This window comes from Imhoffiella purpurea (genome assembly GCF_000585215.1).
GTDB lineage: Bacteria > Pseudomonadota > Gammaproteobacteria > Chromatiales > Chromatiaceae > Imhoffiella > Imhoffiella purpurea.
Window position 1 is genome coordinate 1 of the sequence record NZ_AONC01000150.1, and the last position, 709, is coordinate 709.

Consider the following 709-nt stretch of genomic DNA (forward strand, 5'->3'; position numbering starts at 1 on the left):
TGGCGTCGTTTAGGTCGTGGTTTTGACTTTGCCATAGCGGAGCCCGTCTGTCTTCACGTCCCCAAGGGAGGAGGAGGGTCTGAACGCTTACTCGCCGGTTGCCATCCAGAAGGCCCAGGAGCTGGCTCAGGAACTCAAGTTGAACTCAGAGTTCGTGTGTACTGACGTCTATTCTTTCCAGCGTTCGGATTCAGCTCCATACGACATCGTGTTTACTTCATACGGCGCAGTCTGTTGGCTGCCAGATCTAAACCGATGGGCTGAGATTGTCGCTTCAAATCTTGCAGTTGGTGGCCGTTTTTATATTGCGGAATTTCATCCTATTTATGATCTTTTGGCGGGATATTCGTATTTCACCCAAGTGCAGCCTGATGTGGATGAAGAAGGCACGTACACAGAAAACGGCGCAGATGCGATAGCCAAGCTGGCAACTTGGGCGCATCCAATGTCTAGCGTTATCAACGCATTGCTTAATGTTGGCATTCAGATTGAGCGTGTAAGCGAGTTCCCGTTCAGTCCATACAACTGTTTCGAGGGTATGGTTGAGCGTGAGCCGGGTCGCTTCTACCTGAGCCACAAGGGAAACCATGTTCCAATTGTCTACAGCATCACTGGTAAAAAAGGGTAGAGTAGAGAGCAGGTCGCCCATCGCGGTAGCCATGGCTTATCTGTTTCCGCGCCTTTCGTTTCGCGGTGCCTAAATAGCCAG

1 protein-coding gene is annotated in these 709 nt (G+C 50.9%); it reads left to right on the forward strand.

Annotated features, from left to right (window positions below; genetic code table 11):
* Window positions 1-139 precede the first annotated feature (139 nt).
* The gene (locus D779_RS21980) at window positions 140-628 is read left to right on the forward strand and encodes a methyltransferase domain-containing protein (protein ID WP_232424269.1); all 489 of its coding nucleotides are present in this window, start codon (window positions 140-142) and stop codon (window positions 626-628) included.
* Window positions 629-709: the final 81 nt, after the last annotated feature.